The sequence below is a fragment of the Cohnella sp. GCM10020058 genome (assembly GCF_042683485.1).
In the GTDB taxonomy this organism is placed as follows: Bacteria; Bacillota; Bacilli; order Paenibacillales; family Paenibacillaceae; genus Cohnella.
In genome coordinates this window covers 676,544-701,304 of sequence record NZ_JBHUJV010000009.1, presented here as the reverse complement: position 1 = coordinate 701,304, position 24,761 = coordinate 676,544, and the positions used below count along the sequence as shown (strand labels likewise).

20 protein-coding genes are annotated in these 24,761 nt (G+C 63.5%); 6 read left to right on the top strand and 14 right to left on the bottom strand.

The features are described 5' to 3' along the window. Positions 1-292 precede the first annotated feature (292 nt). Positions 293-1,447 carry a winged helix DNA-binding domain-containing protein gene (locus ACFSR7_RS18470; RefSeq protein ID WP_378164064.1) on the top strand — a complete coding sequence of 385 codons (1,155 nt, stop codon included), beginning with the start codon at positions 293-295 and terminating at the stop codon, positions 1,445-1,447. Positions 1,448-1,605: 158 nt separating this feature from the next. Here ACFSR7_RS18470 and ACFSR7_RS18465 read toward each other — a convergent pair whose 3' ends face one another. Both ACFSR7_RS18465 and ACFSR7_RS18460 read right to left on the bottom strand, forming a co-directional pair. After that, positions 1,606-2,064 (bottom strand): threonine/serine exporter family protein, encoded by a 459-nt coding sequence (locus ACFSR7_RS18465; RefSeq protein WP_378164062.1) that lies wholly within the window; start codon positions 2,062-2,064, stop codon positions 1,606-1,608. A 15-nt stretch (positions 2,065-2,079) separates the two neighbouring features. Continuing rightward, a complete protein-coding gene (locus ACFSR7_RS18460; RefSeq protein WP_378164061.1) occupies positions 2,080-2,844 on the bottom strand; it encodes a threonine/serine exporter family protein in 765 nt (254 codons plus the stop codon). 126 nt (positions 2,845-2,970) lie between these two features. Here ACFSR7_RS18460 and ACFSR7_RS18455 point away from each other — a divergent pair, with 126 nt between their 5' ends. Together ACFSR7_RS18455 and ACFSR7_RS18450 are read left to right on the top strand one after the other, a co-directional pair. Then, positions 2,971-4,017: a glycoside hydrolase family 130 protein gene (locus ACFSR7_RS18455; protein WP_378164059.1), complete on the top strand. Its 1,047-nt coding sequence runs from the start codon at positions 2,971-2,973 to the stop codon at positions 4,015-4,017. Between the two features lie 60 nt (positions 4,018-4,077). Beyond that, positions 4,078-5,145: an asparaginase gene (locus ACFSR7_RS18450; RefSeq protein ID WP_378164057.1), complete on the top strand. Its 1,068-nt coding sequence runs from the start codon at positions 4,078-4,080 to the stop codon at positions 5,143-5,145. 409 nt (positions 5,146-5,554) lie between these two features. Here ACFSR7_RS18450 and ACFSR7_RS18445 read toward each other — a convergent pair whose 3' ends face one another. Then, positions 5,555-7,105: a sensor domain-containing diguanylate cyclase gene (locus tag ACFSR7_RS18445; RefSeq protein ID WP_378164055.1), complete on the bottom strand. Its 1,551-nt coding sequence runs from the start codon at positions 7,103-7,105 to the stop codon at positions 5,555-5,557. A gap of 257 nt (positions 7,106-7,362) precedes the next feature. On the opposite strand from ACFSR7_RS18445, the gene ACFSR7_RS18440 reads away from it, so the two are divergent. Beyond that, complete coding sequence (locus ACFSR7_RS18440) at positions 7,363-7,947, top strand: death domain-containing protein (protein ID WP_378164053.1); 585 nt, start codon at positions 7,363-7,365, stop codon at positions 7,945-7,947. A gap of 56 nt (positions 7,948-8,003) precedes the next feature. Here ACFSR7_RS18440 and ACFSR7_RS18435 read toward each other — a convergent pair whose 3' ends face one another. Next, positions 8,004-8,912: a helix-turn-helix domain-containing protein gene (locus ACFSR7_RS18435; protein WP_378164051.1), complete on the bottom strand. Its 909-nt coding sequence runs from the start codon at positions 8,910-8,912 to the stop codon at positions 8,004-8,006. A gap of 117 nt (positions 8,913-9,029) precedes the next feature. Between ACFSR7_RS18435 and ACFSR7_RS18430 the strand changes: the two genes are divergently transcribed. Further along, complete coding sequence (locus ACFSR7_RS18430; protein WP_378164049.1) at positions 9,030-9,836, top strand: phytanoyl-CoA dioxygenase family protein; 807 nt, start codon at positions 9,030-9,032, stop codon at positions 9,834-9,836. A gap of 144 nt (positions 9,837-9,980) precedes the next feature. Beyond that, positions 9,981-10,922 (top strand): NHL repeat-containing protein, encoded by a 942-nt coding sequence (locus ACFSR7_RS18425; protein WP_378164048.1) that lies wholly within the window; start codon positions 9,981-9,983, stop codon positions 10,920-10,922. Positions 10,923-11,034: 112 nt separating this feature from the next. On the opposite strand, the gene ACFSR7_RS18420 is transcribed toward ACFSR7_RS18425, so the two are convergent. The 10 genes from ACFSR7_RS18420 to ACFSR7_RS18375 form a co-directional block, all read right to left on the bottom strand. Beyond that, a complete protein-coding gene (locus ACFSR7_RS18420) occupies positions 11,035-11,745 on the bottom strand; it encodes an SDR family NAD(P)-dependent oxidoreductase (RefSeq protein ID WP_378164046.1) in 711 nt (236 codons plus the stop codon). 13 nt (positions 11,746-11,758) lie between these two features. Continuing rightward, entirely contained in the window at positions 11,759-12,814 is a 1,056-nt protein-coding gene (locus ACFSR7_RS18415; RefSeq protein ID WP_378164044.1) for a zinc-dependent alcohol dehydrogenase, read from the bottom strand. A 35-nt stretch (positions 12,815-12,849) separates the two neighbouring features. Beyond that, positions 12,850-13,827: a C-terminal binding protein gene (locus ACFSR7_RS18410; protein ID WP_378164042.1), complete on the bottom strand. Its 978-nt coding sequence runs from the start codon at positions 13,825-13,827 to the stop codon at positions 12,850-12,852. Continuing rightward, complete coding sequence (locus ACFSR7_RS18405; protein ID WP_378164040.1) at positions 13,824-14,558, bottom strand: cyclase family protein; 735 nt, start codon at positions 14,556-14,558, stop codon at positions 13,824-13,826. The genes ACFSR7_RS18410 and ACFSR7_RS18405 overlap by 4 nt, the downstream gene beginning before the upstream one ends. Beyond that, positions 14,555-17,329: an alpha-L-rhamnosidase gene (locus ACFSR7_RS18400; RefSeq protein WP_378164038.1), complete on the bottom strand. Its 2,775-nt coding sequence runs from the start codon at positions 17,327-17,329 to the stop codon at positions 14,555-14,557. The genes ACFSR7_RS18405 and ACFSR7_RS18400 overlap by 4 nt, the downstream gene beginning before the upstream one ends. A 126-nt stretch (positions 17,330-17,455) precedes the next feature. Beyond that, entirely contained in the window at positions 17,456-18,280 is an 825-nt protein-coding gene (locus ACFSR7_RS18395; protein WP_378164036.1) for a carbohydrate ABC transporter permease, read from the bottom strand. Between the two features lies 1 nt (position 18,281). After that, positions 18,282-19,202 (bottom strand): carbohydrate ABC transporter permease, encoded by a 921-nt coding sequence (locus ACFSR7_RS18390; protein ID WP_378164034.1) that lies wholly within the window; start codon positions 19,200-19,202, stop codon positions 18,282-18,284. A gap of 85 nt (positions 19,203-19,287) precedes the next feature. Further along, positions 19,288-20,628 carry an ABC transporter substrate-binding protein gene (locus ACFSR7_RS18385; protein ID WP_378164032.1) on the bottom strand — a complete coding sequence of 447 codons (1,341 nt, stop codon included), beginning with the start codon at positions 20,626-20,628 and terminating at the stop codon, positions 19,288-19,290. A gap of 654 nt (positions 20,629-21,282) precedes the next feature. Then, complete coding sequence (locus ACFSR7_RS18380; RefSeq protein WP_378164030.1) at positions 21,283-23,019, bottom strand: response regulator; 1,737 nt, start codon at positions 23,017-23,019, stop codon at positions 21,283-21,285. Then, a complete protein-coding gene (locus tag ACFSR7_RS18375; RefSeq protein WP_378164028.1) occupies positions 22,994-24,760 on the bottom strand; it encodes a cache domain-containing sensor histidine kinase in 1,767 nt (588 codons plus the stop codon). The genes ACFSR7_RS18380 and ACFSR7_RS18375 overlap by 26 nt, the downstream gene beginning before the upstream one ends. Position 24,761: the final 1 nt, after the last annotated feature.

Sequence of the window (24,761 nt, the reverse complement as noted above, 5' to 3'; positions counted from 1 at the left end):
TTGCATCTTTTCCATCAGGTCTCGTTGGCCCGCAGAAAATACCTGTACGAATGCAGTTATTTCGACCCGTTAAACGAACGAAAAGCTCCGGCCCGCCGCATGCTCGCTTACCTGCCGCAAATCGCCGCCAAATTTATAATTTCTGATATGCCATCAAAGACTGCTTGGAAACCGCGCTGAACGAAATGCATTGTCGCGGGCATTCTTTACTGACAGACTGCTGTCAGAGAACATGCGTTATTCTTGGTTTACCGATGAGGCCCGAGCGCCTCGCCAAGGAGGAACGAACCGCATGAACGAACGATCGCAAAACTCCCATTCAAAAAGCAACGGCTTTGCGGCTGACCGGACGCTGGACCGCCGCGCGCTGAATCGCGCACTGCTGGCCAGGCAGATGCTGCTTCGCCGGGAGCGCATGTCCGCGCTCGAGGCGATCGAGCGGCTGTGCGGCCTGCAAGCGCAGGCGCCGATGGCGCCTTATTACGCGCTGTGGGCGCGTCTCGAGCAGTTCGATCCCGCAGAGCTCGAAAGACTGCTGCTGGGACGCGAGGCGGTACGGATGGCTTTGATGCGGGCCACGCTCCACCTCGTCTCGACGCGGGACGCCCTGGCGCTTCGTCCGCTGCTCCAGCCCGTACAGGATCGCGGCCTGGCCGGCGCCTTCGGCAAGCGGCTCGCAGGCGTAGATACGGACGCAGCCGCCGCCCTGGGGCGGGAGTGGACGGCCGAGCGGCCGCATAGCTTTGCCGAGCTTGGCGAGCGTCTGGCGGAGCGCTGGCCGGACCGCGATCCCGAGGCGCTCGCGATCGCGGTCCGGGCGCGCGTGCCGCTCGTGCAGACGCCGCCACGCGGCCTGTGGGGCCGCAGCGGGCAGGCGCTGCATGTGCCGCTCGAGGCGTGGACCAGCCTGCCTCAGGTAGAGAGCTGTACGGACGAGAAGCTCGTCTTGCGCTATCTGTCCGCCTTTGGTCCTGCATCGGTCAAGGACATGCAGGCATGGTCGGGCCTCACGAAGCTGCAGGAAGCGGTCCGGCGGCTCGGATCCAAGCTCGTTCGCTTTTGCTCCGAGCAGGGGATCGAGCTGTTCGACCTGCCCGATGCCCCTCGCCCGGATGCGAATACGCCTAGCACGCCGCGCTTCCTTGGCGAGTTCGATCAGATGCTGCTCGCTTACGCGGACCGCTCCCGCATATTAAGCGAGGCGCGCAAGAAACGCGTATTCACCGCGAACGGGCTCGTCCGTCCCGTCTTTCTGGTGGACGGCATCGTCGCCGGCAAGTGGGAAATCCGGCGTGGACGCAGCAATGCGCAACTGATCGTCGAGCCATTCGCCCCCCTATCCGCGGACGACCGCGAAGCCCTCGCCGAAGAAGGCGCGCGTCTGCTCGCATTTGCGGCACAGGGGCTCGAGCACGACATCCGATTTGCGGATTGCGTTGAGGATTAAGTAAAATTCTGCTTCGCACATAGCTCTCTTAATTTTGGCGGCTACAGATGCATGGTAAAGCATAAATGGTACTCAAGAGCAGCGCATGGCGGGGAGATGCACGGTTTTTCCCGCTATCTCCGCTCCCGGGACGCGATCTGTCCGGAAGCTGCTCGCGCTCATCCCCCTGCCCGCGACATCCCCGTACGCACCTTTTTCACCAGCTGATTGACGACCTCGGAGAACACGAGCCCCACTGCGATCGCGCCGGATAACATGAATGCCTTGGCCCCCAGCTCGACTGCGGACATATAGTCGTTCTGCACGACATTCAGCATCGCATCGTAGGCCATGCCGCCCGGCACGAGCGGGATGATGCCGGAGACGCTGAATACGGTGACCGGCACCTTGAAGCGGATCGCCAGATAGTGAGCGATCAGGCCGATGAGCACGGCGGACGCCCAGGTGGCTGCAATCGGGTCGACGTCAGCTTGGATCAGGCCGAAATACACCAGCCAGCCGACCATGCCCGTCAGACCGCACTGAATCAGGCTCCGCTTCGGAATCTGGAATATGACGCCGAAGCACGCCGTGCCGACGAAGCTCGCGATGGCTTGAGAATAGTAATCTGCGATCATACCCCGCTCGCCTCCTTATCCATTCAACGTCAGCGCGATCCCGATGCCTGCGCCGATGGCGAAGGCCGTCAAGAACGCCTCCGCTCCCTTGGAAATGCCCGACACCAGATGCCCTGCCATCAGGTCGCGAACCGCGTTGGTGATGAGCAGTCCCGGCACGAGCGGCATGACGGACGCGATCATGATCGTGCTGTGCTGCTGGCCGACGCCGAGATGCACGACCAGATAGGATAGCAGACCGACGACAAAGGCTGCGATCAGCTCCCCGAACAGCCGGATCGAGCTGAGCCGCACCATTTGGCCGAGAAGCCAGAAGCCCGTTCCGCCGCAGAGCATGGCCGCAGGCATGTCTGCCCAGGTTCCGTCATATAGGATGAGAAAGCATCCGCTCGCAAGTGCCGCCAGCACCAGCTGAATTGCCGGCTGGTAGACAGGCGCGCCGCATTCGACGCCCTTTAGCAGCCTGCGCGCCTCGGCCGGCGGCAGATGGCCGCCCGCGATGCGCCGCGAGATGTCGTTCACCTCGGTCACCTTGCTCAGATTGGTCGACCGCTTCGAGATGCGGACAAGCCGTGTCGACGTCTCCGAGCCGTCGATGGCGAACATAATGCCCGTCGGCATGACGAAGCTCTGCGGATTCTCCGCACCGTAGGCGGACGCGATCCGCATCATCGTGTCCTCCACGCGGTACGTCTCCCCGCCGTTCTCCAGCATGATTTTGCCCGCCAGCAGACACACGTCGACGATCTCTCCGCTGCGTACGCTCATTGGTTCACTCAAGTCGAATCCCTCGGTCTCCGCTATCTCCCGCGGCGATCCGGCCCGATATCGAGCCCTCCGCTTGGAGATTGGGTACTTGTAAAGTAGTATGGGGTTAGAATAAGATGCAAACGGGGTGAGCGTCAAATGGCAGTCATTCGTATGGCGGACGGTCCCATCGTGACCGTCGGTCATGTCAAACCTTCTCGTCCGGATTTCCAGGTCGTAGGCGCTTTTAATGCCGGCGTCGCCGAGCTGGGGGACGAGATTATTTTGCTGCTTCGCGTGGCAGAGATGCCGCTGCAGTCGGAGTCCGGCGCCGTGCTGGTGCCAATGCTCGACGAGAAAGGCGACCGGCTCGAGCTTGTCCGGTTGGCGGCTGACGATCCGAATTACAACTTTGCCGATTCGCGCGTGATTAAAGGGTACGACGGCTCCTATGCCTATCTGACTTCGATGTCGCATCTTCGCGTCGCCCGCAGCCGGGACGGCGTGCGTTTCGTCGTCGACGAAGCGCCTGCGCTATTCCCCTCCGGCGAAGACGAGGCATGGGGCATCGAGGATCCCCGAATCACGCAGTTGGGCGATAAATATTACATTACTTACAGCGCGGTCAGCTCTCGGGGCGTCGGCGTCGGGCTGGCGGTAACCCGCGACTTCGTTGCCTACGAACGGCTCGGGATGATCCTTCCGCCCGAAAATAAAGACGCCATGTTTTTTCCGGAGCGCATGAACGGCAAATACTATATGATGCACCGTCCCGTGCCCAAGTCGATCGGCGCGCCCGAGATGTGGGTCTCGGAGTCGCCCGACCTGCTCCATTGGGGCGGCCACCGCTACTTGATGGGCCTGCGCCCCGGCCATTGGGACGGCGGACGCATCGGGGGCGGCGCCGTACCGATCCGGACCGAGCGCGGCTGGCTCGTCCTGTATCACGGCGCGGACGCCGACAGCCGCTACTGCATGGGCGCCGCCTTGCTGGACCTGGAGGACCCGGCGCGCGTGCTGGCCCGCTCTCGCGTGCCGATCCTGGCGCCCGAAGCGGACTACGAGGTCAACGGCTTCTTTGGCAAGGTCGTGTTCTCCTGCGGCGCGATTCTGGCCGGCGACACGGTGCGCATGTACTACGGGGCGGCCGACGAAGTCATGGCCCGGGCCGATATCCCGCTCGCGGATATTTGGGCAAGCTTCTGATGCGATCGGCGCTTCGCAGCGCCATGCAGTATACGATGAACGGAAAGGATGTCTGCATACTTGTCCGCAAATTTGTCCGTTAAAATATTGGTCCTCTTCACCGGCGGCACCATCGGAAGCCGGCGCGGGGCGCACGGCATCGACGTCGATGCAGCCGGCTCCTACTTCCTCTTGGAGCAGTATGCCCAAATCGCCGGAACGCGAGAAGTTGAATTCGAGACCGCGCAGCCCTGCAATCTGCTGAGCGAGAATCTTGTGCCCGGCGACTGGGCGACGTTGACCGCAGCGGTGCGCGCCGCATACGGCGGCGATTATTCCGGCATCATCGTTACGCACGGCTCCGATACGCTTTCTTTTAGTTCGGCGATGCTCTCCTATCTATGCTGCGACGCACCGTTTCCGGTCGTGCTGACGGCGGCCAATTACCCGTTGGAGGACCCGAGGAGCAATGGGCTCGCCAACTTTTCGGCGTCAGTCGACTTCATCGCCCAAGCCGGCTTGCCTGGCGTATTCGCGCTGTTCGGCGACCACCGGGACGAATCGGTCGTCTATCTGGGCACGCGCATCACGCAGGCGGTGCCGTTCACCGACCAGTTCGACGCGCCGCATGCGGCCCCGTTCGGCCGGATGCGGCACGGTCGCTTCGAGCCGAACCCGCATCCGGTTAACCCGGCCGCATCGGAACTCTTCCGCTCGGGGCCATCGGCACCGCCCGCACCGCCGGCGCGCGACGGCGCATGGCCGCCCGTGCTCTACGTCAAGCCTTATCCCGGCCTGGACTACCGCGTCTATGATTTTGATTCCCGCCCTCCGCGCGCCGTGCTGCACGACACCTATCACTCCGGTACCGCGAACGCGCGGGACGACGCCGAGGGAAGGACGCTCGTCTCGTTTATCGCTTACTGCCGCGAGCGCGGCATCGACGTCTATCTCGTGCCGATGCGCAGCCCCGAAGGCGATATGTACGCTTCGTCATCGCACCTGACCGGAGCAGGCGGGATCGCACTCGGGAATATCTCGTCCGAAGCGGCGCTGATGAAGCTGCTTCTCGCCTGCGCCTTATCCGAGGACGCCCGCGAGGTCGAGCAATTCGTGCGGACGCCGCTGTTTTTCGAGTACATGGCCTAGCATGACAAACCGTCAGTGACAAATCGTCCTGACGGTCTCTTTAGGTCTTGCAGCTATCCGACATCTGCTTCCAGCGGCATGTCTGCGGATGGTTCGTCCCATAGCCGATCCAACGGATCGGCCGATCATCGCCCGCGTCATACTTTCTTCGAAGTGCCTGCAAATCTACATCCTTTTTAACCGATGCCGGCCTTGTTGGACCGGATTGATGCAAAAACGCATCTATTTTCCTTCATCGGCCCTATTTGCGGCTGTCTGCTTTGATTTTTTCTGCATATTCGCAGGTTGACATCCCGAGTCGCGCGCCGGTGAAAAACACATGTACAAACGCAGCCTTTTCGAGCCGCACCAGCACTAATCCAATCCGCTTCATTTCCGCGGATAGCACGCTTGCCTGTCCATTAATCCCTCATACATGAACCGGCGTCCGGCCGCCCTCGCGGGTCGCATTGCGCCCAAGATGCTTGGCCTCGTACAGGCCGGCGTCGGCCCGCGAATACAGAGATTCGAACGACCGATCATCGGACCTCAGAGTCGCGACGCCGATGCTCGCCGTAATGCCGAACGTGCCGCCGAGTCCGTCCGCAATCACGGTATGGCTGACCTCGCGACGGATGCCCTCCGCGTATTCGAACGCTTCCTCGGCGGCCATTCCCGGCAGCGCCAGCGCGAACTCCTCGCCGCCGATGCGGCCGAACAATCCGAGCTCCACTGCCGTCTTTCGCACCGAATCCACGAAAGCGCGTATCGTCCGATCCCCCGTCAAGTGGCCGAATCTGTCGTTCACGCTCTTGAAGCTGTCGATGTCGAGGACGAGCAAGGACAGCTGCGTCCCTCGCTCCCGGGCGATCTCCAGCACGCGCGTCAGCTCTGCGATAAAGCCGTTGCGGTTGTAAATTCCCGTCAGGCCGTCGGTCACGGCCGCTTGACGAAGCGCAAGCTCCCGGCGGCGCTCCTCCGTCCGGTCCGACAGCACCGACAAAGAGCCGAGCAGGATGCGGTTCCGATGGAGGATCGGCGTGATCTTGGCGGTGAACTGCCGCTCGTCTTCCCCTTCTCCCAGAGCAAAGTCGAACGAAACGTTCTTGACGCGATCCCGATGCGCGGTGAGCCAGCGCTCCGACGGCAGCGGCGTGTCGGCGACAAGCTTGCCATGCCACATGTCGCCTTCCATCCGAAGCATGCGCCGCGCCGCGCCGTTAAGATCCTGGAGCCGCCCGTCCGCGTCGAGCACGACGATCCCCTCGCTCATCATGTCGAACAGGCGGTTGCGCGGGAAGGGGACCGAGTCGAACAAGTGGTAGCGCAGCACGCCCCAGCCGACGATCAGCAGGCCAGGCAAATAAGTGATGCCGATCGACGCCGTGTAGCCCTGAAAATTCACCCAACCGGCTCCGCGCAAAAACGCGAGCACCGAGGGGAGATACATGCCCACGATCAGATACAGCAGTTGGCGGCGCTGCACGCCGCGCGTGTAAAACACGCTGCGGACCAGGACGTACAGACCGACTAAAGATACGAGCAGCGAGAAGCCATAGATCGCCTGGTTCAATAACGTCCGCTGGATGACGAGCATTCCTGCATCATCTAAGTAGACCTGCACGCGCATGAGGCGATGAGACGAATCCGTAAGAATGAGAAGCAAGCCCGTGGTTGGAATGGCAAGAATCAGGGCGATCGTCTGGCGAGTAAATCTGGATCCTTCGCGCGTATACGTCAAAGCGAGCCAGAGCACGGAAAGCGGGGCGTAAAGATAACCGATCTGCTGGACATTGCGCCACAGCAGCTTATCCGCAAGGCTGGATACCAGCTCCTCCCTGCCGGAAGCGAACATAATAATGCCGGTCATGGCAAAAAGCGCGAAAAGCGGAAGCGCGCCGGGCATCTTCCGCAAGCTATATGCATAGGCGACTCCCAAGAGCGAGAGCAAACCGCCGAACAAAAACAACCAGGCCGCCATGGAGGAGGCACCTCCGTTCAGGCTTTTATTATACCACCTGTTCGCCCGGCCCAATGGAACTTTTCGACAAGTTCCGTGCGTAAATGATACCACTATAAAAACCCAAAATACCCTATACTTCAAAATTCATTTTCGAATCGAGCGATATGCCGTCATTCCACATATTGGGATAACCTTACTTTGCGTCAAAGTGGAACATTTGCTCCGCGGGTTCCGTCAAGAATGCAAAGACCAACTCGGAAACGGTGGTGCTCCTGATGTCGATCAAACTCTTCGGAACTGTTTTGCTCGCCGCTGCCCTGATCGTCAGCGGCCTGCTTCTGAAAGGCCCGCTGACGCCTTCCTTTGCCTTGTCTCCCGCCGAACAAATCGTGCCGCTGCCTCCCGTTCATCTCGACTTTCCCGCAAGTGGACAGGAAGACGCCGAGAACGGCCCTACCGTTCAAGGCGACGCCGCCCGCCTGCTGAACCTGATGAATTCGGCTGATGCCATAGTAACCGGGACCGTCATCGCAGAAGCGCATGCGCTGGACGGCAACTCTACGGTGACGACGCTTGAGGTGCGCGACTGGCTGAAAGGCGGCACCGCACGCTACATTCGCATCGTCCAGTCCGCGAACGCGGGAAGCTCCCTTTTATGCTCGGGAGAGAGCTACCTGCTCATGCTTCGCGCCGATCAGGGACTATCGCCGGACCTGTATCGCATCGCCGGAAAAGCAGGCGAAGGCAAGTTCGCGCAGATGGACGGCGGTTGGACGAACGACGATCCGCTGCTGACGACGGCGCTGCAGTACTGGTCCCAAAAGCAGCCTGCCGCCATGGCCAAGAAGCTTGCCGCCTAAGCGCGCGATCGCCCGAGCGACTGAGCGCAGCTTCGCGGCCGGCTAACAAAATGCCGCTATTCCGCAGGCCAACCGATCGACGAGGCATAACGGCTTGGAGACATACCCTCCGTTTTTTTGAACAGCTTGCTGAAATAATAAAGGTCCCCGATGCCCACGCGGGTGCCGACTTCTTCAATCGAGAGCTTGCGCTGCGCGAGCAATTGCTTGGCCCGTTCCATGCGCAAGCGAAGCAGGTAAGCCGAGACCGCGGTGCCCGTCGCCTGCTTGAACAGCGTGCCGAAGTACTTGGGCGTGAAGCCCGCCCGACCCGCGAGCAACTGCGCATCGATGCGCTCCGCATAATGCGCTTCCATGTACTGAATCGCTTCGAGCACCATATCCGCGTGCGGATGTCCGATCCGTACGCCTTCCCGCGTCATCAGTTCCTCGTACACTAGCCCGAGCAGCCGGAGCATGGCGGAATTCAGCCGCAGCCTGGCACCGACGCCGGTACGGCTGAAGCAATCGTTCAACTCCTTAAACGTCTCGTAAAAGCCCTTCACGTCGCCGACCGCGATCGCCTCGGGAATGTCGAGCTCCGAAGGCTCGATGGCCGGCCTTTCGTGCAAGCGTCCTGCGCCTTCCTCTACGCCTTGTCCCATATACACCGCATACGGGGAAAACTCATGTCCTTCTCCCAGGTACATATAATCGAAATGAACGGCAAAGCAATCCATCGGCTGCGCCTCGGAGATCTCCATCGCATTGCTCAGATGCGGCCGGATGTAGAAGAGATCTCCGCCCTTCATCGCATGCACGCGATCGCCGATCCGCAGCCTGCCCTCGCCGCGAACGACAAAGATGAACTCGTAATCGTAAATATGCCGGTCGGCGTTTCGTGCGCCGGGCGCGATCACGATCTCGTGCACAAAGCGTACGTAAGGCGACAGCAGGCGATAATCGATTCTCTGCGGGACGGGCATGTAAGCGCTCCTTATTTTCCGACCTTTTTACAAATACAGCGAACTTCTCTCCATCCACCGCGACTCCTCTACCCATTATGCTTGAACTACAGCAAATCACAAGGAGGATTCAGCGCGATGACGACTCAGACCCAAGTACAAACGCCTATTACGCAAGCCCATATCGATTTCTACCGGGAGAACGGGTTCGTGCAGGTGGACAACATGATTACGCCGGAGGAACTGGCCGAGCTCCGCGAATATCTGGAGGAAGCGATGCAGAACGACGGAGACCGCGCCGTCAAAACGGATAAAAAAGGCGGGCTGTACTACCGGGTGTTGAACCAGAAGGTAAGCGTCTGGCGCGATCATGCCGGCATGGGCCGCTATACCGCGCATCCGCGCTTCGCGGAATCGGCAAGACTGCTGGCCGGCGCATCCGGCATGCGACTTTTCCACGACCATGGCCTGTGGAAAATGCCCGGCGACTCCAAGGAGACGCCTTGGCACCAGGATACGCCCTATTGGCCGGTCAACGAGAAAAATCCCGGAATGATGTCGATCTGGCTGACGCTCGACGACGTGGACGAACGGAACGGCTGCATGGCCTTCGTGCCGAAGTCGAACCGGCTGGGTAAATTGAAGGGTATCGATCTGGCCGACCCGCAAAACATTTTCGACTACGTGGAGGGCGGCCAGGCGGATACGCAGAAACCGGTCATCGTGCCCCTTAAGGCGGGAAGCTGCACGTTCCACGACGGCTTGACCTTCCACTACGCGCACGCGAACTCGACGGACCGCCCGCGGCGCGTGCTGGCCATCATCTATATGCCTGACGGCGTCACTTACAGCGGCGATGCGCATGTCATCACCGACGGGACCGGACTGGAAAAGGGTCAACCGATTGCCGGCCCAAGGTTCCCGCTGCTCGCCAGAGAGGGCTGAGCCTATGTGCAGGCCGAGCGGATGCGCCGGGGCTTGCCCCGGCGGGTGCCGACGAGAAGAGACGCGAAGCGGACCGGAGGCGACAGGGCGCAGCAACGAGACCTCGAGCGCGAACGGCGATAAAAAACGGAAGGCGGACCGAAAATGACGGATATGCGCAAGAACGGCATCCGGGAGGCGGCGGATTATGCGCCGCTCTCCGGGTGGGCCAAGCTGCCCGAGGGCGTCGCCCTCGGGTATACCCACGGACTGGCCGAGGATGCGGCAGGACGAATCTATGTGTTTAACATGAGCCGGCATGCGGTCGCGATATTCGAGCCGGACGGCGAATATGTCGGTTCCTGGGGCGAAGAATACGCCGAAGGCGCCCATGGTCTTTGCCTGGACCGCGAGGCGGACGGCACGGAGTATTTGTACGTGACGGATATCCGCAGGCATCGCGTCGCCAAGCATGCGCTGGACGGACGCGAGATGCTCGTATTGGACGTTCCTCCTTTGTCCGAGATCTACGTGACGCCGGACAAGTATCGCCCGACCGACGTCGGCGTCGCGCCAAACGGCGATATTTACGTGGCCGACGGCTACGGCGAATACCTGATTCACCGCTACGACAAGGACGGGCGCTGGCTGCAAAGCTGGGGCGGACGCGGGGATGCGGAGGATGGGAAGCTCTACGAGCCTCACGGCCTATGGGTCGAAGGCTCCGAATCCGGCGAGACGACCGTTTACGTTGCCGATCGCAGGCACCGGCGGTTCGTGCAGTATGCGGCGGACGGACAACTGCTGCGCGCGTTCGGCGGAGATTACATGCTGCCGTGCGATCTGGTCGGCGCAGGCGACTATTATTGCATCCCCGATCTGAATAGCCGCGTCGTCGTCGCGGACCGCGAGTTTAACGTCATCGCCCGGCTAGGCGAGTCGAGCTCGCTCTGGCAGGACGCCAGATGGCCCGCGATCCCGCCTGCCGAATGGCCGGAGCGGGGCTTCGTATCGCCTCATGCGGTGCATGTAGACGGCGAAGGCGCCATCTATGTCGTGGAGTGGGTGCCGGAGGGCCGGATCACGAAGTGGGTGCCGCAGGCTTGATACGATAAAAGCTGTCTACCGCGCCGTACGCGCGGTGACAGCTTTTTTGGCGTGGATGATTGGCGGCCGGCGGCGGTCTCGAGCGGACTTGCCGCTTCGCCGCTCTTTCTTCTCATATCGCCGTAAAGCCCCCGTCCACCATCAGATCGCTGCCCGTCACGAAGCTCGCGTCGTCCGATGCGAGGAAGGCAACAGCGCCCGCGTCCTCCTCGACCGGATCGATGCCGAGGAGCTCGCAGGATTTATCGAAGGCCTCGGTTCGAATGTATCCGGGACATACCGCGTTCACGCGGATGCCGTCCGGTGCCAGATCGTACGCCCAGCACTTGGTCAGCCCGCGCAGCGCGAACTTGGTGGCGTTGTAAGTGGCGAACTGCCGCTGTCCCACGAAACCGCTGACGGAGGACAGAGTGACGATCGAGCCGCCTCCGGCCGCCTTCATCAAGGGCACGACGGCCCCGGTCAACGCGGATGTACCCTTAATGTTAACGTCGAGTATCCGGTCCCAGTCGGCCGGCGTCGCCTCGACGCCCTTGAACACGAACGCCGCGGCGTTGTTGACAAGCACGGTCGGCTGCACGCCGCCCTGCGCCCAGCGCTCCGCCAGCGCGGCAATCTGTCCGGCGTCCGCAAGATCGATCTGCTCGAAGCGGACCCGACGTCCCGTCTCGTCCCTTATGCGCCGCGCCGTATCCGCTCCTGTCCCACTTTGGTCGAGCAGCCATACGTCGCAGTTCTCCTCGGCGAGCCTGCGTACGATCGCTTCGCCGAGTCCCTGCGCGCCGCCGGTAACGACGGCCGTCTTGCCTGCCAGTCCCCGCATGTCCCCTGCCCCCTCATTGATTCAGTTCAACGCCGCCGTTTGGCTTGACGATAATCTTTCCGTAAGGACTGACGCTGCGGTCCAGCGCCTCGAACGCCGCGGCGGCCTCCTCCAGCGCGCAGGCTCCCGTCCATCCTTCCATACGGATGGCCCCGGATGCCAGCAAGCCGACAGCTTCCGCAAAATCACCTTCGCTGTACGTGTACGAGCCGAGCAGCGACAGTTCCTTTCGCACGGCCAGGTTCATCGGCATCGGGCTCTCGTCCTGTCCGAGCCCGACGAGCACGACGCGCCCGCCCGCGCTTGCGAGCCGGACTGCGGTCTCCCGCGTCTGCGCCACGCCGACGCAGTCGACGACCGCCTCCGGGCCGTCCTCGCCGAACAGCGCCCGGCAGGCGGACTCGGCTTCCTCCGGCGCGCAAGACTCGCCGCCCAGCGCCCGGACAAAAGCAAGCCGCGACGCCAGCCTGTCGGAGACGAGCACGCGCGGCGCGCCCAGCGCCAGCGCCGCCTGCAGCGTCAGCAGGCCGATCGGGCCGGCGCCGAGCACGAGCAGCCCGTCGTTGGAGGCGCGGTTGTCCGCCCGTGCCAGCCGGATCGCGTGCACGCAGACGGCCAGCGGCTCGGCGAGCGAAGCCAGCGCGGCATCCATGCCGTCCGGAACGACGGTGACGCTCGACGCGGGCACGGCCACGTATTCGGCGAAGGCGCCCGGAAGATGAATGCCGACGATGCGCCGCTCGCGGCAGACGTTAGGTCTGCCTTCCAGGCAGCGCGGGCAGCGGCCGCAGGCGAGCAACGGGTTGACGACAACGCGCCGTCCCACGAGGTCGGCGGCGGCTCCAGTCCCGGTCGCGGTGGGGGGGACAGTCACGGCTGCTGCGGCAGGAGCCGCTTCGGCCGACGCGGCGACGACCTCGCCCGCGAACTCATGCCCCATCACGAGCGGTGCGCGCCGCACTGCGCTGTGGCCGCGATAGCCTTCAAGCTCGCTGCCGCAGATGCCGACTGCCTCTACGCGGATGAGCACCTCACCGGGACCGGGCACGGGCTGCTCGACGGTCTCCACCGCGAGCGAGCGCGGTCCGTGCCAGACGAGCGCCTTCATCCGCCGACCCCGTTTACGACATGCTGCGGGCTGCCGCCCTCCAGTACGCGCCGGACCTCAAGCGCTGCATACCGCTGAAGACGGACCAGCGAGCTCTCCGAATACCAAGCGCAGTGACTTGTTAGAATGCAGTTGTCCAAAGCCAGCAGCGGATGCCCGGCGGGAACGGGCTCCTCCTCCAGCACGTCGAGCGCCGCGCCCGCCAGCTTGCCGTCCTGCAGCGCCCGCACGAGCGCTTCCGTGTCCACGACGCCGCCCCGCGACGTGTTCACCAGATGCGCGCCGGGCTTCATCGCGGCGAACGCGCGATCGTCGAACAGGCGCCGCGTCGACTCCACGAGCGGCAAATGAACGGAGATGAAGTCGCTCTCCGCCAGCAGCGTTTTCCAGTCCGCGCGCGCCGTATCATGCTTGGCGAACAGCTCCCGATCCGCGTACGGATCGTACGCGATCGTCTGCAAGCCGAACGCCTGCGCCCTGCGGACAACCGCCCGCGCGATGTTGCCGAAGCCCGCCACGCCGAGCTTGCGGCCCTGCAAGCCGACAATCGGGCGCCGCGGCGCGATCTCCCAGACGCCCGCCCGCACCTGCGCCGCGACTTGCGGGATCTTGCGGACCGAGGCGAGCAGCAGCGACATCGCATGATCCGCGACCTCCTCGATCGCGTAGTCCGGCACGTTCGCCACCGGAATGCCCTTCGCCCGCGCCGCTTCCAGATCGACGTTGTCCACGCCGATGCCGTACCGCACGATGACCCGGCAGCGCGTCATGCGCTCGATCGCCTCCGCCGTCACGGGCGCCCACTGCGTCAGCACCGCGTCGGCGTCCGCGCACAGCTCCGCCACCTCGCCGGCCGTCCGGCACTGCCCGGGCAGCAGCACCGCCCCCGTGCCGGCCAGCGCTTCGGCCTCCGGCGCCAGATCGGGGAAGCCGCTGTCCGTGACCGCGACTTGCCAGCTTGCTTGCTGCGTCATGATCGCGCCCCCTCTTCCGCTGCATCGCGGCTCGATTGACCCACATTTTCGCCGGATGCCTTCTTTTCCGTTAGCCCGGTCTGCCCGCCGTCATCCACCATGCCTACCGCCCGGATCGGCGCGCCGTCCCGCCCGGTAATCTTGAGTGGCGCCGCCATCAGGAAAAATTCGTCCCGGCCGATCGCCCCGAGATTCGCCAAGCCTTCCACAATCACGATCTCCGCCCGTAGCAGCGCCTTGTGCACCGGGTCGAAGTCGGTCGGATTGGGCGTCGGCACGTCCATCCCGATGAGCGCGATCCCCCGGTCGGTCAGCCATTCCGCCAGCTCCAGCGTCATGTACGGGAAGTCGCTGAAATAATGCTTGCGCGGATACTGCAGATGCCAGTCCGTGCGATAGACGAGCCGGGTCCCTTCGCCGATCCGGTCCGCATAGGGAGCGAAGTCCGCCACGCCGATCGGCTCCTTTGGACGCTTGTGCGACAGGTCGACGAGCAGCGCTTCCCCGATGCAGCGGTCCAGGTCCAGGCGGTCCACCGTATTCCCTTCGTTCAGAAAATGGAAGGGGGCGTCGAGATGCGTGCCCTGGTGCGTGCTCATTGACAGCTGCGAGATGTTGTAGCCGATCGTGTCCACCGTGTTGTGGACGATGACGGCGCATTTCGGATCGTAGGCGAACGTCGGCGCCCCGTGATAAATATCCATCGACAGATCGATCAGTCTTCGCGTCATGGCTGCGAGCCTCCTTGAGGATGTTGAGGGTGCCATTGGGATTTGAAAAGATAGCGCCCGGACGCGACCCGGTACGTCTCGCAGTCGCAGAGCCGTCCCAGCGCTTCAATCCCCTCCGCTTCGACGGGGGATTTGCCCGATTCCAGCACGGGGGTCCCGGCGTCGGCCGGTACGTGCACGATCGCCTCCCCGCCCGTGGGCACCCTCACCGCCAGCTCAAGCGCGCCGCCGTCCGCGAGCCGCCAATCGACCTCGTAACGGCCGCGGATCGAATCGTAGCCGCACATTGCCCACGTAAATCCGCCGAGCGGACGCGGCCGAACGATAGCGCGTCCAAAGCCCGGCGACGCAGGATCGGGAGCGATGCCGCCGACATGCTTGTAGATCCATTCGCCCACCGCGCCGAACGCGTAGTGGCAGAGCGAGTTCATCCCCGGCCGCTGGAAGCCCCGTTCCTCCGTCCAACCGTCCCAGCGCTCCCAGATCGTCGTCGCGCCCTGGATCACCGAGTACAGCCACGAAGGATACGCTTGACGTGTCAGCAGACCGAAAGCCAGATCCTCGCGTCCTCCGTCGCTCAGCACGTCCATGACCAGCCGCGTACCGTGAAAGCCCGTCGCCGCCATCACGCCCGCGGACTCGATCTTGCTCGTCAGACTCGCCATCGCTGTCTCCCGCTGCGCCGGAGGCAGCAGATCCCAAGCGAGCGCCATGGCATACACGGTTTGCGTATCGCCTTTGATGCGTCCGTCCCGGTCTATAAATTCGCGTTGGAACGCTCGCTTGATTCGTTCATGCAGCGCTGCGAATCGCTGCGTGTCGTCCGTCTCGCCAAGCTCGCGCGCGATGTCGGCCATGATCGCCGCCCCGTTCGCATAATACGCGGTGCCGAATACGTCATACGGCGTCGTCGAGAGGTTGTCGATCAGCCAGCCGAGCTCGGCCTTCGCTTCCTCGTAAGGCCGCTCCGGCAGCGACAGCCAATCGCCGTATTGCGGCGCATCGCGGCGGATGCCGTCCGGGTATAGCATTTCGTTAAAGTCCATCCAACGCCGCAGCGCCGGATAATGTCGCCGCAGCACCTCGCGGTCGCCGTACAGCTCGTGCAGCAGCTTGGCGATGATCGGCGGCGCATCCGCCCAGCCGGACGAGGCCGTGTGCGTGTAGGTAAAGTCATTGTCGAACTCCGTCTTCGGCCCGAAGATGAACGGCGCGAAGTCGGTATACGCCCCGGTCGGACGCTGGCCGTCGTCCAGGTCAGTCAGCCATTTGGCCAGAAAAGCGGACACGTCCATGTTGTAGGCCGCCGTCCGCGCGAAAATCTGCGCGTCGCCCGTCCAGCCGTGGCGCTCGTCGCGCTGCGGGCAGTCGGTCGGCACGCTCATGTAGTTGGCCCGCTGCGTCCAGCGGATGTTGGAGAGCAACCGGTTGACGAGCGGGTCCGACGTCTCCAGCGAGCCCGCCTCGGGCAGCGCGGAATGCACGACGACGCCGACGATGTCCTCGGGCTTGGGTGCCGGGCCGCCCGAAATCTCGACGTAGCGGTAGCCGTGATAAGTAAACAGCGGCTCGAACGTCTCTCGCCCGTCGCCTGCGCAGATGTAGGCGTCCGTCTGTCTCGCATAGCGCAGGTTGGCGGTGTACAGCTCGCCTTGCTCATCCAGCGCTTCCGCGTAGCGCAGCGTGTACTGGACGCCCTCCGCCGCTTCAAATACGACCCGCAGGTAGCCGCTCGTCATCTGCCCCATGTCCACGAGGGCGCGGCCTTCGGACAACAGCCGCACCTCTGCTGGCGCGAGCTCCTGCGTGACGCGGATCGGCGGGGACATCTGCGGGACCACCATGCCGCGGTAATCGTACATGCGCGTCGCCGGGGACCATGCGGCGTCGTCGAATGTCGGCAGCTCCCATTGCGGCTCCGCAAGCCGCGCGTCGTGCGTTTCGCCCATCTGAATGTCCGCTGCGACGATCGGACCGTAGCTCGCGCGCCACGTTTCGTCGGTGCATACGGACTCGGTCGTCCCGTCCTCGTATTCAATGTTCAGCTGGAGCAAAAAGGACGGATCCATCCCGTACTTCTGATAGCCGTACATGCCGATGTAGCCGGTGTACCAGCCGTGTCCGAGCGTGACGGCCAGCGCGTTGTCCCCTTCCAGCAGCAGCTCCGTGACGTCATACGTCTGGTACTGCACCCGGACGTGATAGTCGGTCCACTCCGGCGCGAGGGCATCGCGGCCGATGCGCACGCCGTTCAGGTGCATCCTGTACAGGCCGAGCGCCGTCGCGTACACGGTCGCGCGGCGCACGCCTGCGCGCAACGCGAAGCGGCGACGCAAATAAACCGCGGGCAGCGGCTGCTCGCGAGTCGGTTTGCGGCCGATCTTGCGGCCGATCCAGATCCCCTTCCATTCGCCTCGGCTCAGCAGGCCGATGGTCCAGCGCGCGCTGTCGCTCCACGCGCCCCAGTCGCCGCGCTCGTCCCGGATTTGCACCTTCCACCAGACCTGTTGTTCGGAACGTAGCGCAGCGCCTTGATAGAAGATATGAGCGGAGGAGGCCGACGCCGTGATGCCGCTGTCCCATAAATCTCCCTCGTCGGTCGCGAGTCGCTCCGGCGATGACGCGGCCAGTATGCGATAAGCCGTCTGTGCCGCGCCCCGTCTCCCGCCCGCGTCCGGCAACGTCCACCCGAGCCGCGGCGCGAGCGTGTCGATGCCGAGCGGGTCCTCCAAATATTCCGCCCTGAGACGTACGGCTTGCAGCGTCGTCATGATTTTTCTCTCCTTAAAGACGTCATTTGTCGAGCCAATCTGCCCAGCCCAGCCTTGCCTTGCAAATATGCGACATTGGTTCCGCGAAGCGCACAGTCGGCTTGCTGCGCGGACAAGCTCGTGCCGTCACCCCTTCACGCCGCCCGCCGCCACGCCCTCGATGACGCGGCCGGAGAAGAAAAAGAACAGGATGAGCAGCGGCACCGTCGCCATGACCGAGCCGACCAGCGCGAGATCCATGTTGTACAGCACGTTCGTCGTGAACTTCATGATCATGAGCGGGATCGTCTTGCGGCTCTCGCTCTGGAGGAAGATGAGCGGCACGAAGAACTGGTTCCAGATCTGCATGGACATGATGATGCAGACGCTGAAGGTGACGGGACTCGCCAGCGGGAACATGACGCGCAAAAAGGTCGTCCACTCCCCGGCGCCGTCGATTTTGGCCGATTCGTACAGGTCGTGCGGCAGTCTGGCGAAAAAGGTGGTCAGCAGAAACACGGGCATCGACAGCCCCGAGGCGAGCACCAGGATGACGGCCCACTGGCTGTTCAGCAGATGCATGTCGCGAATGAGCAGGAAGATCGGGACGATGCCGAGCTGCACGGGAAACATGAGGCCGATCAGAAAGTAGAGCAGCAGCCCGCCTTTGAAACGGAAATTGAACTTGCCGATCCCGTACGCGACCATCGTGGACAGCAGCACGACGATAGCGAGCGAGCCGAACAGGATAAGCGCGCTGTTGAGCAGGTAAGTGAAGAAGCCGGCCTCGGCGAACAGCTTGCGGAAATTGCCGAAGCCCAAATGCTTCGGCATGCCGAAGGTGGCGGAGAGCAGCTCTTTTTTGGGACGCAGCGATTGGTAGGTCATGTAGCAGAGCAGCAGCAGCGTCAGCAGCGAGTAGATCCAGAGGATCGCCGCGCTGACGGGCGTCCGCTTCGGTCTCAGTCTCATGTCAGTCCTCCGCTCTGCGGTAAGTGAGGGCGACCTGGACGAGCGCGACGGCGAAGACGATGACGAACATCACGCAGGCGATCGTCGTCCCCATGCCCATCGCGTTCACGTTGGTCGTGCCGCCCACCGCGCTGTTGTCGCCGAACGAGATCCGGTAGAAAAACAAGGCCATCACGTCTACGCTCCGATTGATGCCGCCCGACGCGCCGCCGAGAATGAAGCTGTAATCGAACAGCGTCATGGCGAAAATGTACGTCAGGATCAGCATGTTGAGAATCGTCGTCTTGATCTGCGGCAGCACGATGCGGAAGAAGCGCCCCCAGTAGGAAGCTCCGTCAAGCAGCGCAGCCTCGATGATCTCGCCGGATATCATTTTCATCGCGCCGAGGAAAAAGATCATGCCGACGCCGATACCCGACCAGGCGACGAGCAGCCAGACGATGTAGATGCCGAGCTCGGGCAAGCCCATCCAGGGCCGCGTCCAGCTGCCCAGGCCGACCGTCTCTAGCAGCTTGTTGAACACGCCGATGTTGCCGTCGAACACGAGCGTGCCCATAAATACGATGACAGGCGTCGCTATGAATTGCGGGGAGAAGATCATCGCCTGGAAAAAGCGGTGCCCCCGGATTTTGCCGTAGATAAGATAGGCCAGGTAGAGCTGCGCGGGAAGCACAACAAGCGCATTCAGCGCGAAGATCGTGGCGCTGTGGCCCAGGGCGTTGGTGAGCTGGCGGAACAACTCCGGGTTCGAGAACAGCTCGCCGTAGTTGCCGAAGCCGACAAACGTCTTTTTGCCGATGCCGTCCCAGCGCGTCAGGCTGATCTGGATCGCCGAGAAGATCGGATAGACGGAAAAGAGCGAATAAAGCAGGAAGCCCGGCAGGATGAACCAGATAAACGGCTTGCTGCGGATCCAGGCCATGGCGGCCACCTTCCTTCATGCGCGAGACGCGCGGGCGGCGATGCGCCGCCGCCCGGACGTGCCGGATTTCGTGGATTAACGTGCCTTATTGACCTGGATACTTGGCCGCTTTGTCGAGGATGGCCGCGCCTTCTTCGCCGGTAATCGCGCCGGTCATCAGCTTCGGAATGACGTCCTTCATCATGATGTCGGCGGCGTTGGATTCCGGCGTGGACAGCGCGGTGAGCACGGAATAGATGTTGAGGCCGGCTTCGTCAAATACGGCGAGCTCCTTGACGCCCTCGTCCTTCGGCGTGATGTCCTTAATCGTCGGCACGAGGCCCGTCGAGTCCTCCATGATCTGCTGCGCTTCCTGGCTGCTGAGGAACGCCAGATACTTCACCGCTTCGGCGGGATGCTCCGACTTGGAGGAGATCGCGTAGGTCATAAAGTTGCTGTAGCTCGACTGCACGACGCGTTTGCCGTCCTTGTTCGGCACCGGGAAACGGCCGAGATTGATGCCCGACGCGACGTAAGTGGCGTTGTTCCAGGTGCCGTCGATGATGGCCGCCGCCTTGCCGTTGGTGAAGGCGAACTGCGCGCCCGCCATGTCCTGGGCGAGGAAGTCTTTGCCGAAGTACCCTTTGTCGGCAAAATCGCGGAACGCCTGCAGCGTCTCGGCGACGGTCGGATCGGTCAGCTTGCCCTGGCCCGCTTGCGCCTTCTGAAGCGCGGCGTTGGCGAACGCCGGGGCAAAGGCGAAGATCGGCCAGGCGCGGTCCCACTCGCTCTTGCCCGCCAGCGCGATCGGCGTGACGCCTGCCGCCTTCAGCTTGTCGAGGCCCTGGACGAATTCGTCCCAGTTGGCGGGTACGCTCAAGCCGTTTTTATCGAACAAGTCTTTGTTGTAGTACACGACGTTCGTATCGAAAAAGGACGGGAGCGAGCAGTAGAGCTTGCCGTCAACGGTGCAGTAGGCTTTCTCCGGGTCGGCGTTGCGGCCAAGGTCCATGTTGTAGGACGTCAGGTCGAGCAGAAATCCGTTTTTGACCATCTCGCCCATCTTGGACGTCTTGTCGCCCTGCACCCAGAACAGGTCGGGCAGCTCGTTGGCCTGCAGGGCCACGTTCAAGCTCTGGTCGTTTTGGGCGAAATCGTAGGTCAGCTTGATGTTCGGATACTTTTGCTCGAAGGCCGCGTTGACCTTTTTGAATGGCTCCTCCAGCACGGCCTGGTTGCCCAGGTCTCCCCACACTTTGAGCGTGACGTTCTCTCCCGAAGGAGCGGCGGCGCTCGGCGAAGCCGATGCGGACGAGCCGGCGGAGGAAGGCGCTGGCGCACTGGAAGACGCGCTGCCTTCGTTGTTGTCGTTGCCTCCGCAGGCTTGCAGCGTCAGCGCGAGCAGGGCGGCGGCGGCGAGGACGGCGAACGGTTTGCTTTTTTGCAAGATGAACCCCTCCTGAATAAACAAATCCTTAGATGGTGGCGCAAGGCACAGCGGATCGCGATCTGGTTTTATTGTAAGCGTTACCACGTCGTCCGTTCCATGCACGCCGCCCCGCGTTCCGTGCCATAAAAAACGGAACCTGCTGTGCCAGATTCCGCTCGTATGCCAAATTCAACGAATCTCGTGCCACGATCAACGCGGAACGCGTGAAGACGGTGCCGTCCGTCGGCTGGGAGCGGGCACGCAGCCAATAAGCGCATTTGTGGTGCCTATCTAGGCACCGCCAAGCCCCCGCGCGAGCCGCCGATAAGCGCTTTTGCGCCCTATCTCGGCACCGCCACGCCCCCGCGAGCCGCCGATAAGCGCTTTTGCGCCCTATCTCGGCACCGCCACGCTCCCGCGAGCCGCCGATAAGCGCTTTTGCGCCCTATCTCGGCACCGCCACGCTCCCGCGAGCCGCCGATAAGCGCTTTTGCGCCCTATCTCGGCACCGCCAAGCCCCCGCAAGCTGCCGATAAGCGCTTTTGCGCCTTATCTCGGCACCGCCAAGCCCCCGCGCGAGTCGCCGATAAGCGCTTTTGCGCCCTAGCTCGGCACCGCCACGCTTCCGCGAGCCGCCGATAAGCGCTTTTGCGCCTTATCTCCCGCAAGCAATCACCGCCGGCCCTTGAAATGGCTGATCGTCTGGCCCGTGGCCCGCTTGAACACCTTGACGAAGTAATTGGGATTGGCGTAGCCGACGCGCGACGCAATCTCCTCGGTCGACAGCTCCGTCTCGCGGAACAGCCGGACTGCCTCCTTGATGCGCACATCCGTCAGGTGGTCCGAAAAGGACTTGCCCGTCTCCTGCCTGAATCGCTGGCCGAAGTGATTCTCGCTGAACCCGGCCAGCTGGGCCACGTCCTCCAGGCGAATCGGATCGGCATAATGCGCGTCCACGTAATCCCGCACCCGCGCAACCCAGCCGTCGCGCGCCTGCTTGCGCGCGACCAAATCCGCCGCATTCGCAGCGATGGCGCCGAGCGTCCGGCTCCATTCCTCTGCCGTGCGGACGCTTCCCGCCGCCTCCGCGAAGGGCCACAGGGCGCCGAACCGTTCGCGCAGCTCCTCCGGCCCCGGATTATATTGCTCGATCAGGAAGTCCGCGAGCTGCGAGACCGCCGCCACGCCCAGCCGGATCCACTCGGCGGGCCTGTACCGATCTCCGCGCTCCGCGCGAAGCGCGAGCAGATCGTCAGCGAGCGCGCCCGGCTGCAGCAGCCGAAGCCGCTGCTTAAAGCCTTTGTACAGCGCCAGCCATTCGGCATCCGGGATCGTGCCTCGCTCGCCCGCCGTCTCGCGGAAGCGGACCCCGCCCTCGAACAGCGCGACGGCCGCCGCCGACTCGGCGCCGCGCCGCGCGGCAGCCCAGTCGCCGTCAACGTCCTGCGGCGCGGAAAAACCGATGGCCAGCGTCACGTTGAGCTTCTGCTGGAAAGCCGCCGCCCACTCCTGCGCGATGCCGGCGAAGGCGTCGCGGTCCGCCTCCGCAACCGTATCCGACGGCGGCGCATCCACATCCACACCCACATCCGCCCGCGTATCCGCATTCGCGCGCTTCTCCACCGCTCGTTGCTGGTCGGCCGCAGCCTCGGGCCGGGGCGCCGATGCCGACTCCCCCCAGGCGCAGCCGCCGTGCAGCATGTTCTCGCTCTCGCCGAACAGCACGGGAAGACGCAGCCGCACGAACAGCTCCTCCGCCAGGTGCAGCATCGCCCGCCGTTCCGCCGCGGCGTAGCCGCCCTCGCGCGGGACGGGCTTCAGCGCCGCCCAGCGGAAAAGACGGCCGCGGCCGCCCAGCGCGCCCGCGAGCGCCGGGAACGCCGCCGCATCCGCCGGCGGCGCCTCTCCCCCAGCCGAAGCGCGGACGTCCGTGCGCTCCAGCAGCAGCCGCGACTCGTTCGCGATCGCGGCCTCTCCGCCCCCTTCCGCAGGCGCACCGCCGACGGGCGTCCCCGTCCCCGTCTCCGTCTCTTCCGCCGCCTCGAATTCGAGTCCGCCCAGCACCCGCAGCAGCTCCTCCGGCTCCATTTCATACTTGGAGATGTAATCCTGCACCCCGAGCCGGATCGCCTGGCGCGTATGCTCGAAGTCGTTGTAGCTGCTCAAGATGACGACCCGCGCGGCAGGCGCGGCCGTCCGCAGCCCGCGGATCAGCTCGAAGCCGTCCATGCCGGGCATCCGGATGTCCGTGAGCACCACGTCGAAGGCTTGCTGCGCGCATGCAGCCAACGCCTCCTCTCCGTTTTTGAAGACGCCCGCGATCCGAAATCCGTGCGCCTCCCAGTCGATCATCGACTGCAGGCCGATCCGGACGAGCGATTCGTCATCCACGATCATGACGCTGCGCATCCGCCTCTCCCCCTTCCTCCCGCAGCAGCGGCAGCCTTACCGTTAGCGTCGTGCCTTCGCCCGGCGCGCTCGCGACCCGCAGCCCGTACTGCGCTCCGTAGTGCAGCTGCACCCGCTCGTGCACGCTCCGCAGCCCGATCCGCGCGCCGCCCTCCTCGGGCAGCTGCCGTCCGTCGGCGCCGTCCAGGCTCGCGACCACCGCCGCGTGCCCCTCGGGCGACATGCCGACGCCGTTGTCCGACACCGTCAGCACGAGCGTCCTGCCCGCAGCCGCGGCCTCGACCGAGATTTCTCCCGGCCGGTCGGCGTCCGCCAGCCCGTGCAGCAGCGCGTTCTCGATCAGAGGCTGGAGCAGGAACTTCGGCACGAGCGCATCCTCGAGCGCCGGCGGGACCCGTGACTTGAAGCCGAAGTGCTGGTACCGCACCTTCTGGATCGTGACGTAGCTCCGGAGCATCCCTACCTCCGTGCCGAGGGGGACCGGCCCGCCGCCGCCTCGCAGCGCGTACGTCAGCAGCCGATTCAGGGAGTCGACGGTTTCCTTGATGTTGTCCTGCTTCTGAATCATCGCCATCCAGCGGATCGAGTTCAGCGTGTTGTGCAGAAAATGGGGAGACAGCTGATTTTGCAGCACGCGGATTTCCGCCTCTTTTTTCTGCCGCTCCTGCCGGGACGCTTCCTCGATGAGCCGCTCGATCTCGTACATGACGGAGATAAACGTGTCGTTCATCTCCACGATCTCGATCGCGCCCCCGAACCGCTTGAGCCGGCCGGGCCGCACGCCTTTGACGCCCTGCTTCATGTTGACCATGAGCCGCCGGATCGGGATGACCAGGTCGATGACGAGCAGCTGCGTCAGGACGAGCCCCAGGACGATGCAGCCCAGCACGATAAACGTCGCCATGCGCGCCGTACGGTAGATCGGCTCGTACAGTTGATTGAGCGGGAGCTGCGCGGACAGCTGCCAGCCGTTGCGGATGCTATCCTGCGAGTAGGTCAGCAGCTGCCGCTCCCCCGCCTGCGCCGTTTTCCCGTTGCCGAGGATCTCCTCGCCCTTGGCCGTCAGCAGACGGATCGCGGCGTTCTCTCTGAACTTCGTCTGGCTGAAAATATCCGTGACCGCCTCCGTCCGAATCACGATCGTCAGCGTCCCGAGCGCGCTCAGCTTTTTGTCCCGGATCGAACGGCCGAGCCGGAACGCATCGAACGATGCGTAGCCGTCGCTGTAGGCTTCCGGCCGAAACCAGACGGCCCCGCCCTTCATCGCGGCCACGCTCGCCTGATAATCGGCATCGTCCGCCCCAAAGCCGTCGATCGCATCGGTGCCGTACGTATACTCGGTCTCCGGCGTCGTCAGCTTGATCGCGCGGATATAGGCGTTCTGGTCCGAGCCGAGCCAGAAGACGTTGAGCCGTTCGTTGATCGCGTTCTGGATCTCGAAGCGCTCGTACACCGAGGCCGGCTTCACCGCAAGCCGCGACAGCAGCTCGTCGTCCGTCATAATCTGCTTGCTCAGCTGTTCGTAACTGCCCAGCCTGTCGTCGATCTTCTGCGCCATCAGGGCGAGCAGGTCGGTCGCATACTCGGCGGTCCGCGCCTTGGACGAAGCCGTAAAGCTGTCCGTCAGAATGTAGATGCCCGCCAGGGCGGGCAGCAGGATCAAGGGCATATAGACGAGCGGCAGCTTAAAAGGCAGACGGATGCGCCGCCATCCCGGCGGCCGCAGCTTGAACATATTCATG

Bases quoted from the DNA above. Each gene is read 5' to 3' on its own strand.
- ACFSR7_RS18470 (WP_378164064.1), top strand. From the start codon at position 293: ATGAACGAACGATCGCAAAACTCCCATTCAAAAAGCAACGGCTTTGCG.
- ACFSR7_RS18465 (WP_378164062.1), bottom strand. From the start codon at position 2,064: ATGATCGCAGATTACTATTCTCAAGCCATCGCGAGCTTCGTCGGCACG.
- ACFSR7_RS18455 (WP_378164059.1), top strand. From the start codon at position 2,971: ATGGCAGTCATTCGTATGGCGGACGGTCCCATCGTGACCGTCGGTCAT.
- ACFSR7_RS18445 (WP_378164055.1), bottom strand. From the start codon at position 7,105: ATGGCGGCCTGGTTGTTTTTGTTCGGCGGTTTGCTCTCGCTCTTGGGA.
- ACFSR7_RS18440 (WP_378164053.1), top strand. From the start codon at position 7,363: ATGTCGATCAAACTCTTCGGAACTGTTTTGCTCGCCGCTGCCCTGATC.
- ACFSR7_RS18435 (WP_378164051.1), bottom strand. From the start codon at position 8,912: ATGCCCGTCCCGCAGAGAATCGATTATCGCCTGCTGTCGCCTTACGTA.
- ACFSR7_RS18430 (WP_378164049.1), top strand. From the start codon at position 9,030: ATGACGACTCAGACCCAAGTACAAACGCCTATTACGCAAGCCCATATC.
- ACFSR7_RS18425 (WP_378164048.1), top strand. From the start codon at position 9,981: ATGACGGATATGCGCAAGAACGGCATCCGGGAGGCGGCGGATTATGCG.
- ACFSR7_RS18420 (WP_378164046.1), bottom strand. From the start codon at position 11,745: ATGCGGGGACTGGCAGGCAAGACGGCCGTCGTTACCGGCGGCGCGCAG.
- ACFSR7_RS18410 (WP_378164042.1), bottom strand. From the start codon at position 13,827: ATGACGCAGCAAGCAAGCTGGCAAGTCGCGGTCACGGACAGCGGCTTC.
- ACFSR7_RS18405 (WP_378164040.1), bottom strand. From the start codon at position 14,558: ATGACGCGAAGACTGATCGATCTGTCGATGGATATTTATCACGGGGCG.
- ACFSR7_RS18400 (WP_378164038.1), bottom strand. From the start codon at position 17,329: ATGACGACGCTGCAAGCCGTACGTCTCAGGGCGGAATATTTGGAGGAC.
- ACFSR7_RS18395 (WP_378164036.1), bottom strand. From the start codon at position 18,280: ATGAGACTGAGACCGAAGCGGACGCCCGTCAGCGCGGCGATCCTCTGG.
- ACFSR7_RS18390 (WP_378164034.1), bottom strand. From the start codon at position 19,202: ATGGCCTGGATCCGCAGCAAGCCGTTTATCTGGTTCATCCTGCCGGGC.
- ACFSR7_RS18380 (WP_378164030.1), bottom strand. From the start codon at position 23,019: ATGCGCAGCGTCATGATCGTGGATGACGAATCGCTCGTCCGGATCGGC.
- ACFSR7_RS18375 (WP_378164028.1), bottom strand. From the start codon at position 24,760: ATGAATATGTTCAAGCTGCGGCCGCCGGGATGGCGGCGCATCCGTCTG.